This is a genomic window from Pedococcus sp. P3_C7 (assembly GCF_056402615.1).
In genome coordinates this window covers 374,105-382,768 of sequence record NZ_JBFUHC010000010.1, presented here as the reverse complement: position 1 = coordinate 382,768, position 8,664 = coordinate 374,105, and the positions used below count along the sequence as shown (strand labels likewise).

At 69.4% G+C, this 8,664-nt stretch carries 7 protein-coding genes; 1 reads left to right on the top strand and 6 read right to left on the bottom strand.

Features of this window, described 5'->3' with window-relative positions:
• On the top strand, positions 1 to 1,446 hold a 1,446-nt coding region (locus AC1DS4_RS16025), incomplete at its 5' end, for an MFS transporter (protein WP_477646073.1).
• A gap of 48 nt (positions 1,447 to 1,494) precedes the next feature.
• Here AC1DS4_RS16025 and AC1DS4_RS16020 read toward each other — a convergent pair.
• From AC1DS4_RS16020 to paaK, 6 genes are all read right to left on the bottom strand, one after another.
• Entirely contained in the window at positions 1,495 to 1,941 is a 447-nt protein-coding gene (locus tag AC1DS4_RS16020) for a hypothetical protein (RefSeq protein ID WP_477613783.1), read from the bottom strand.
• 89 nt (positions 1,942 to 2,030) lie between these two features.
• On the bottom strand, positions 2,031 to 2,606 hold the full coding sequence (locus AC1DS4_RS16015; protein ID WP_477613784.1) for an amino-acid N-acetyltransferase: 576 nt from the start codon (positions 2,604 to 2,606) through the stop codon (positions 2,031 to 2,033).
• The gene (locus tag AC1DS4_RS16010) at positions 2,599 to 3,765 is read right to left on the bottom strand and encodes an LCP family protein (RefSeq protein WP_477613785.1); all 1,167 of its coding nucleotides are present in this window, start codon (positions 3,763 to 3,765) and stop codon (positions 2,599 to 2,601) included. Before AC1DS4_RS16010 ends, AC1DS4_RS16015 begins: the two co-directional genes overlap by 8 nt.
• 116 nt (positions 3,766 to 3,881) lie before the next feature.
• Positions 3,882 to 6,404 (bottom strand): ATP-dependent Clp protease ATP-binding subunit, encoded by a 2,523-nt coding sequence (locus AC1DS4_RS16005; protein WP_477613786.1) that lies wholly within the window; start codon positions 6,402 to 6,404, stop codon positions 3,882 to 3,884.
• Between the two features lie 250 nt (positions 6,405 to 6,654).
• Complete coding sequence (locus AC1DS4_RS16000; protein ID WP_477613787.1) at positions 6,655 to 7,167, bottom strand: hypothetical protein; 513 nt, start codon at positions 7,165 to 7,167, stop codon at positions 6,655 to 6,657.
• Between the two features lie 72 nt (positions 7,168 to 7,239).
• On the bottom strand, positions 7,240 to 8,517 hold the full coding sequence (gene paaK, locus AC1DS4_RS15995; RefSeq protein ID WP_477633275.1) for a phenylacetate--CoA ligase PaaK: 1,278 nt from the start codon (positions 8,515 to 8,517) through the stop codon (positions 7,240 to 7,242).
• Positions 8,518 to 8,664: the final 147 nt, after the last annotated feature.

The following is an 8,664-nucleotide window of genomic DNA, read 5'->3' as shown; positions in this document are numbered from 1 at the left end:
GGGCCGACCGCCGGGCCCACCGCCGGGCCCACCGCCAGCAGGCGAGCTGCCCACGCACTGCGCGTCGGCGCCTCACGCACCGGCCGGGTCGTCGGCCGGGGCACCGTGGCGGGGGCCAGGCTGGCTGGTCGGGGCAGCAAGGCCGGTGCCCGCCGGGCGCGGGCCTACACGCACTCGGCCGGTGCTGGCGAAAGCGGCCTCGCACGACTCGTGGAGCTGCACTTCGTCAACCTCATGGGCGACGCCGCGCTCACCGTCTCTCTCGCCGGCACGATCTTCGCCATCCCGACTGACGAGGCACGCGGCCAGGTGGCCCAGTTCCTCGTCCTCACGATGGCTCCCTTCGCCCTGCTCGCGCCCTTCATCGGGCCGCTCCTCGACCGGTTCCGGCACGGCCGCCGATGGGCGATCGGCACCACCCTCGCCCTGCGGGCGTTCCTCTGCTGGGTGCTGGCGGGCGCCGTCGCCAACGACTCGCCGTGGCTGTTCCCTGCGGCCCTGGGATGCCTGGTCGCCTCGAAGGCCTACGGCGTGACGCGGGCCTCGGCGGTGCCGCGACTGCTGCCGCCCGGGTTCAGCCTGGTCAATGCCAACTCCCGCAACGCCCTGGCCGGGGTGGCCGGGATGGCTGTCGGTGGAGCGCTGGCCGGTGCGGCAGCGCGCGTGGGACCCGAGTGGTCCCTGCGGCTGGCCTTCCTCATCTACGTCGCGGGCACCGTGCTGGCCATCCGGCTGCCGTCGCGGGTGGACTCCAGCAGTGGCGAGCAGGACATCGAGGACTCCGGCCCGGTGCCAGTGGGCCGGCGCGACGGCCGCAGGCTCGGGCTGTTCGAGCGGCTGCGGGCACGGGTGGCGGCCCTGCCGGTCCCGGTGCTGACCGCGCTGTGCAGCGCGGTGGGCGCCCGACTCCTCACCGGGTTCCTCACGCTGTTCATGGCCTTCCTCATGCGCGAGCACCCGCTGCCAGGACACAGCGGCACGTTCGTGCTGGCCCTCGTCGTGGGGGCAGCCGGCGCCGGCAACGCCCTGGGCACGGTCATCGGCAACGCCCTGCGCCGGCTGCGACCGGACCTGATCATCGCGGTGGCCCTGATCGCCGACGTGGCAGTCGCCCTGGCCGCGGCACTGTTCTACTCCCTGACCACCCTGCTCGTCCTCGGCCTGGTGGCGGGACTCGGTGCCCAGCTCATCAAGCTGAGCAGCGACGCCGTGGTGCAACGTGACATCGAGGAGTCGGTGCGCACCAGGGTGTTCGCCTGGTCCGAGACCGTGCTGCAGATCGCGTGGGTCATCGGTGGCGGGATCGGCATCGCGCTGCCGCTGATCCCCCGCCTCGGGTTCGGGGTGATCTCCGGTCTCCTGCTGCTCGTCCTCGCCGCCTCGGTGCGGATCAGGATGAGCCGCCACCACCGAGCCCACCCGGCCCCCCTGCCTGATTCGAGGTGAGCGCGCCGCGTCACTCGAGGTAGATGCAGCTGGGCGTCCCCGGCGCGGTTACATCGAGTCCGCGACTGCGGTCCGGCGGAAGAGGTAGGCACCCACCGTCACGCCGGTCACCGCGGTGTTCTCCCCCGAGCCGAAGACGCGCTCGGCGCTGCTCTGACCCGTGACCGCGAAGTAGTAGCTCGCGTGCTCGAGGTGCCACCCGACGGCCTCGACCTCGGCCAGGGTCGAGGCCGAGCTCGTCATGGAGCCCGACGTCTTCACTGCACCGAACGACACTTGACCCTGCTGGTTCCGCACGTGGAGCTGAAGCTCGAAGAACTGCTCGCCGGCATCTCGGGCCGCAGTGGCTGCCCCGACGGGTGAGGCGAGGTAGGCCTGCCGCTGGCGCTCGGCCTCCTCCTCGTGGCGCTGCTGGTCCTGAGCGGCAGCCAGCCGCGCCTGCTCCGCCTCGCGCTGCTGGCGCTCGGCTTCCCTCTCCTCAGCACTCTTGAACACGGTGTCCCCCCTGGGTCGCTGGTCCGTGCGGACACCTTAGGCCAGCAGGGAGGCCCCCCGCCCCGGATCGATGCAAACGCGCAGAGAGCTCAGAGGGTGCGGAGCATCCTGGTGTTGCCCAACGTGTTGGGCTTGACCCGCTCGAGGTCCAGGAACTCCGCGACGCCCTCGTCGTAGGACCGGACCAGCTCCGCATAGACCTCGGGATCGACGGCCTGGCCCTCGATCACCTCGAAGCCGTGCCGGGTGAAGAAGTCGACCTCGAAGGTGAGGCAGAAGAGCCGCTGCACCCCGAGCTCGCGGGCATCGGCCATCAGCGCGTCCAGCAGCATCGAACCCACCCCGCGGCCCTTGGCCTCGGGCCGGACCGCCAGGGTCCGGATCTCGGCGAGGTCCTCCCACATCACGTGCAGGGCGCCACACCCGACGACCACGCCATCGAGCTCGGCGACCCGGAACTGCTGGAGCGCCTCGTAGTAGGTCACCGCGTCCTTCGACACGAGCACCCGCGAGTCGGAGTGCGGTCGCACGATCTCCCGGATCGTCCGGATGTCGCTGGTGCGCGCCGCCCGGACGGTGACCGACGCGGCGTCCCGAACGGGGGGCGCCGGCTCAGGGTCGGCCGACCCAACGGGCCCCGGCTCAGCCGACTCGGGCTCAGCCACCGAGACGGCCGTTCTTCATGTCGGCGAAGATCTTCCTGGCAGGGGAACCCAGCAGGACGACCGACTGGCCTTCCCGGGTGCCGATCGCGCCGGGCACCACCGTGTTGGGGACCTTGGCCGCGTTGGACAGGTAGAGGCTGGCCGACAGGTTGAGCACCTCGGACACGCTCAGGTCGGTGCTCAGGTGGGGACCCATCTTGGACAGGAGCCCCGCCAACGCGCCGGGGCCGGCCTTCTGGGCCATCACCATGCCGGCCCGGATGATCGCGCCCTGGTTGGCGGAGCGGCCGAAGTCGCCGTTGGGCAGGTGCTTGCGCTCCCTGGCGAGGGCGAGTGCGTGCGTGGCGTCGAGCTTGTTGCTCCCGGGCTTGACGATCGCCAGGCCGTCAACGCTCTTCAGCGCCTTGGCCGCCACGAAGACGATTCCGCCCAGGCTCCTGACCATCCCGCGGAAGCCCTTGAACCCGGTGATGACGTAGCCGTCGATCTGCACCCCCGAGGCACGGGAGACCGTCCTGACCTGTCCGTTGACACCACCGAAGACGAGGGCAGCGTTGATCTTGCCGCTGCCACCTCCGGGCAGCGGGACCCAGGAGTCGCGGGGGATGCCGACGATGCCACCGACACCCTTCGTCGCGTTCACCCCGATGATGTGGAGGGCGTCGGCCCGACACTTGGTCACAGGCTGTGGGTTGCGGGCGTCCGACCCGATGGCGAGGACCCGCATGGTGGGGAACGCCGGCCGCGCGACCTTGAGCGAGGGCCACCAGCCACCCACGACGGTCCAGCCGGCCTTGGCCTTGACGAGCAGGGTGACGTCCTTGCCCTGCACGACCGTGGCGATGGGCGCACCGTGCCACGTGCCGGTGGTGCCGGTCACCGCGACCGGGGTGGAGCGCGGCGTCCGCTTCGCGAGGGCGGCCGCGATGGTCGACCCACCGGTGGCCGGCTTGCCGCCGAGATAGAGGGCGGTCATCGTCGCGAGCAGGTCAGCCGGCAGCTTGCCCGTGACCCGCGCTGGGGGCGGCGTCGACGCGGGGGTCGTCGTGGTGCTGGAGGGACCAGCGGCGGGCTTGTCCTTCGAGCAGGCGGCGAGGGTCAGGGGTGCGGCGAGGAGACCGACGAGGACCGAACGGCGAGGCAGGGGGGAATGAGACACGCGCTCCAGAGTAAGCGTTCTGCGCGCAGCTTCGTGAACTCGCCCATGACAAAGCCGAGGTATGCCGCGTGGTGACCACGCGGCATACCTCGGCTTGTGTCTGGGTCTGGCGCCCCTCAGCTGGCGTCGGCGGAGTCTGCCACCGTCTGCACGACCGGCAGCTCGATGCTGCCGGGGTGCGGCGTGCCGACGAAGGTGAAGGTGCCGCTCTTGCCCTCGCCCTCGGCGCCGACGAGCACGAGTTCGCCCGCCTTGAGCTCGCCGTAGAGGATCTTCTCGGACAGGACGTCCTCGATCTCGCGCTGGATCGTGCGACGCAGCGGTCGCGCACCGAGCACGGGGTCGTAGCCCTTCGCGGCCAACACGTTCTTGGCCTCGATGGTGAGCTCGATGCCCATGTCCTTGTCCTTGAGCCGCTTGTCCAGCTTGGCGATCTCGAGGTCGACGATGGCCACGATCTCGTCCCGCGTGAGCTGGGGGAACACGATGATGTCGTCCACGCGGTTCAGGAACTCGGGGCGGAAGTGCTGCTTGAGCTCGTCGGTGACCTTGTTCTTCATCCGGTCGTAGCCACTCTGGGTGTCCGCGCCGGCGGAGAAGCCGAGCGAGCCCTTGGTGATGTCGCGGGTGCCGAGGTTGGTCGTCATGATGATGACGGTGTTCTTGAAGTCGACCATCCGGCCCTGGGAGTCGGTGAGGCGGCCGTCCTCGAGCACCTGCAACAGGGTGTTGAAGATGTCGGGGTGAGCCTTCTCGACCTCGTCGAACAGCACCACGGAGAACGGCTTGCGGCGCACCTTCTCGGTGAGCTGGCCACCCTCTTCGTAGCCGACGTAGCCGGGAGGCGAACCGAAAAGCCTTGAGACAGTGTGCTTCTCGGAGAACTCCGACATGTCGAGCTGGATGAGGCTGTCCTCGTCACCGAACAGGAACTCGGCGAGCGTCTTGGCGAGCTCGGTCTTACCGACACCGGTGGGACCGGCGAAGATGAACGAGCCACCGGGACGACGCGGGTCCTTCAGACCGGCGCGGGTGCGACGGATCGCCTGGGACATCGCCTTGATGGCGTCGTCCATGCCGACGACGCGCTTGTGCAGCTCGTCCTCCATGTGGAGCAGCCGGCTCGACTCCTCCTCGGTGAGCTTGAAGACCGGGATGCCGGTGCTGGCAGCCAGGACCTCGGCGATGAGCTCCTCGTCGACCTCGGCCACGACGTCCATGTCGCCGGACTTCCACTGCGTCTCGCGCTCGGCCTTGGCCTGCAGCAGCTTCTTCTCGTCGTCACGCAGGTGGGCGGCCTTCTCGAAGTCCTGGCCGTCGATGGCCGACTCCTTCTCCAGCCGCACGGCCGCGATCTTCTCGTCGAACTCGCGCAGGTCCGGCGGAGCCGTCATCCGGCGGATGCGCAACCGCGCGCCCGCCTCGTCGATGAGGTCGATCGCCTTGTCCGGGAGGAACCGGTCGTTGATGTAGCGGTCGGCGAGGTTGGCGGCGGACACGAGGGCACCGTCGGTGATGGACACCCGGTGGTGGGCCTCGTAGCGGTCGCGCAGGCCCTTGAGGATCTCGATCGCGTGGCTGAGCGTCGGCTCGGCGACCTGGATCGGCTGGAACCGGCGCTCGAGCGCCGAGTCCTTCTCGATGTGCTTGCGGTACTCGTCGAGCGTGGTGGCCCCGATGGTCTGGAGCTCACCGCGGGCCAGCATCGGCTTGAGGATGCTGGCGGCGTCGATCGCGCCCTCGGCGGCACCCGCACCCACCAGGGTGTGGATCTCGTCGATGAACAGGATGATGTCGCCGCGGGTGCGGATCTCCTTGAGGACCTTCTTCAGCCGCTCCTCGAAGTCACCGCGGTAGCGGCTGCCGGCGACGAGCGCGCCGAGGTCGAGGGTGTAGAGCTGCTTGTCCTTGAGGGTCTCGGGCACCTCGCCCTTGACGATGTCCTGCGCCAGGCCCTCGACGACGGCGGTCTTGCCGACGCCGGGCTCGCCGATGAGGACGGGGTTGTTCTTGGTGCGGCGGGACAGCACCTGCATGACCCGCTCGATCTCCTTCTCACGCCCGATGACCGGGTCGAGCTTGCCCTCGCGGGCAGCCATCGTGAGGTTGCGGCCGAACTGGTCGAGCACGAGCGAACCGGCAGGAGTCCCCTCCTGCTGCACGCTGCCCGAGAGGCCGGCGCCGGAGCCACCTTCCTTGCCCTGGTAGCCGGAGATGAGCTGGATCACCTGCTGGCGCACGCGGTTCAGGTCGGCGCCCAGCTTGACGAGGACCTGGGCGGCGACGCCCTCGCCCTCGCGGATCAGGCCGAGCAGGATGTGCTCGGTGCCGATGTAGTTGTGGCCGAGCTGCAGCGCCTCGCGAAGGCTCAGCTCGAGGACCTTCTTCGCCCGGGGCGTGAAGGGAATGTGGCCGCTCGGGGCCTGCTGCCCCTGGCCGATGATCTCCTGCACCTGCTCGCGGACCGACTCCAGCGAAATGCCGAGGCTCTCCAGAGCCTTGGAGGCGACGCCTTCACCCTCGTGGATGAGACCGAGCAGGATGTGCTCCGTGCCGATGTAGTTGTGGTTGAGCATGCGCGCTTCCTCCTGCGCAAGCACGACCACCCGACGGGCCCGGTCGGTGAACCTTTCAAACATCTTCTGCTCCTGCCTATCGAGATCACCTCGATGCTATCCGTGCTGTGAGGTCCCGGCGTACGCCTTTCGTCCACCGATACCCGATCGGGACGAAACAGTTCCTCTGACACGACTCGTTGGGGGAACGCGGGGCGTTCCTCCGCTGTTCCCCGCCCTGAGCGCCCTCCGCTCATGTTCGCCGTGGGCGGACGCAAACCGCTCGGTATGCCGCGAAGCCTTCTCCCCGGCACACCTCACCTGGGAAGCGCGCTCAGGCGGTGGGGCCCTTCTTGCGCACCTCGTCGACGTGGGCCATCGCCTCGCGCAGCTCGCCGAGCCAGCTGTCGGACTTGTCGGCCACGAGCTTGACGCACCAGGCGAGCGCCTCGGAGCGGCTCTTGGCCACCCCTGCCTCGACGAGGGTGTCGAGCACCTGGCGCTCGGGCTGCCTCAACCGTGTCATGACGGGAGCCGCGAGATGGGTGAACAGCGCCTCGGTCTCGCCCACCCGCACACCCCACGAGACCTTGCGGCCGCTCAGGTGCTCGAGCTCGCGGGCGATCTCGATGCGTCGCTCCCGGGTGTCCTCGCGGAAGGACTTGATCCGGCCCCGCGCGGCGATGGTGCGGTCGGTGTCGTCGACGCCGTCGTCCATGGTGGGTTCTGCGAGGGTGCCGATGATGATGAGCTCGTCGCGGTCGCGGGTGACCTCGACCGGGCCGGTGAACCAGTCGGTCGGGAGGCGGCCGGCCAGCCACGCCTCCGCTGTTGTCTTCGTTGCCATGTAATGATGATTACACGATTACGGGAGGTCGGGAAGGACTGTTCGCCGTCGGCGAACGCCGCCCTCCGACCCTCAGTGCGGGCGCTGGTCGCTGATCCGCTTCGCCTTGCCGAGCGAGCGCTCGAGGGCATGCGGTGCGAGCACGTCGACCCGGATCGTCACGCCGACCCGGTCCTTGACCCGCTTCGTGAGGTCGCGGGCCATCCGGGCACGGTCCTCCCCCGTGGAGGCCTCGGACTCCGCCTCGACCTGCACCGTGAGCTCGTCCATCCGACCGGGCCGGGTCAGCACGCACAGGTAGTGCGGCGTCAGGCCCTCGACGGCGAGCAGGTGCTCCTCGATCTGCGAGGGGAACACGTTGACGCCGCGCACGATCATCATGTCGTCGCTGCGTCCGGTGATCTTGGCCATCCGCCGGAACTGGGGGTAGGCCGTCCCCGGCAGCAAGGTGGTCAGGTCCCTGGTCCGATAGCGCACGACCGGCATCGCCTGCTTCGTCAGCGACGTGAAGACGAGCTCCCCCTCCTGGCCGTCGGGCAGCACCTCGCCGGTCACCGGGTCGACGACCTCGGGATAGAAGTGGTCCTCCCAGATGTGCAGGCCGTCCTGGGTCAGCCCGGACTCCTGCGACACCCCCGGCCCGATGACCTCAGACAGGCCGTAGATGTCGACGGCCCGGATGTTGCTGCGCCGCTGGACCTCGTCGCGCATCTGCTCCGTCCAGGGCTCGGCGCCGAAGATCCCGATCTCGAGCGAGGTCTGCCTGGGGTCGATCCCCTGCGCCTCCATCTCGTCGAGGATGGCGAGGAAGTAGGACGGCGTGACCATGACGATCCGTGGCCTGAAGTCCTGGATGAGCTGAACCTGTCGCTGCGTCATGCCACCACTGACGGGCACCACGGTGCAGCCGAGCCGCTCGGCGCCGTAGTGCGCACCCAGCCCACCGGTGAACAGCCCGTATCCGTAGACGACGTGGAGCAGGTCGCCCGGGCGGCCACCGGCGGCTTCAATCGACCGCGCCATCACCTCGGCCCACATGTCGATGTCGTCGCGCGTGTAGCCCACCACGGTCGGCTTGCCCGTCGTGCCACTCGAGGCGTGGACGCGCACGACCTGCTCGCGCGGCACCGCGAACATCCCGAACGGGTAGTTGTCGCGCAGGTCCGCCTTGGCTGTGAACGGAAACCGCGCCAGGTCGGCCAGGTCGTGCAGGTCGTCGGGGCGCACCCCCGCCGCGTCGAAGGCGGCCCGGTAGTGCGGCACGTTGCCGTAGGCGTGGGCCAGGCTCCAGCGCATCCGGTCCAGCTGGAGCGCGCGCAGTTCCGCCACGGTGGAGACGACGTTGTCCATGTCCGGCAATCTACGGCCGCAACGGCATGCGAGGTATGCCGCCGTCACCAGCCTGCGCCGAGGAGCCCGTGCCGCCAACCTGAGAGTTGGCCGTGAATCCCCGGCTTCCGTATCGCCGAGCCGGGATCGGACGTACGCTGCGAAAGG

Coding starts and splice junctions, on each gene's coding strand:
- AC1DS4_RS16005 (WP_477613786.1), bottom strand. CDS start 6,404: ATGTTTGAAAGGTTCACCGACCGGGCCCGTCGGGTGGTCGTGCTTGCG.
- AC1DS4_RS16000 (WP_477613787.1), bottom strand. CDS start 7,167: ATGGCAACGAAGACAACAGCGGAGGCGTGGCTGGCCGGCCGCCTCCCG.
- paaK (WP_477633275.1), bottom strand. CDS start 8,517: ATGGACAACGTCGTCTCCACCGTGGCGGAACTGCGCGCGCTCCAGCTG.